This is a genomic window from Microvirga sp. HBU67558 (assembly GCF_018069605.1).
GTDB classification, from domain to species: domain Bacteria; phylum Pseudomonadota; class Alphaproteobacteria; order Rhizobiales; family Beijerinckiaceae; genus Microvirga; species Microvirga terrae.
Genome location: NZ_JAGPUP010000116.1, coordinates 1 through 299, shown reverse-complemented (window position 1 = coordinate 299; position 299 = coordinate 1). Strand labels below are relative to the sequence as shown.

1 pseudogene is annotated in these 299 nt (G+C 62.5%); it reads left to right on the top strand.

Features of this window, described 5'->3' with window-relative positions:
• Window positions 1–299 (top strand): annotated as a pseudogene (locus tag KBI52_RS00470) (ABC transporter substrate-binding protein); the annotation flags it as partial.

Below are 299 nucleotides of genomic sequence, written 5' to 3'. Positions count from 1 at the left end.
TCGACCCAGCAGGCGGCTGCCGAGAAGGCGATCGAGGATCTCAAGCCGCTCCTGAAGGGAACGTCCATTGGCGTGCAGACCTCGACCATCCAGGCCACCTTCGCTGACAAGTACCTGAAGGGCACGGCCGAGATCCGCGAGTACAAGACCACGGAGCAGCACGACCTCGACCTCGCGGCTGGACGAATTGATGCTGTTTTCGCTGGGGCAGCCCAGATCATTGGCACACTCGCAAAGCCTGACTTCAAGGACTATGCCGTTGTGGGCCCATCCTTGACGGGCGGCCTGCTCGGCGCTGG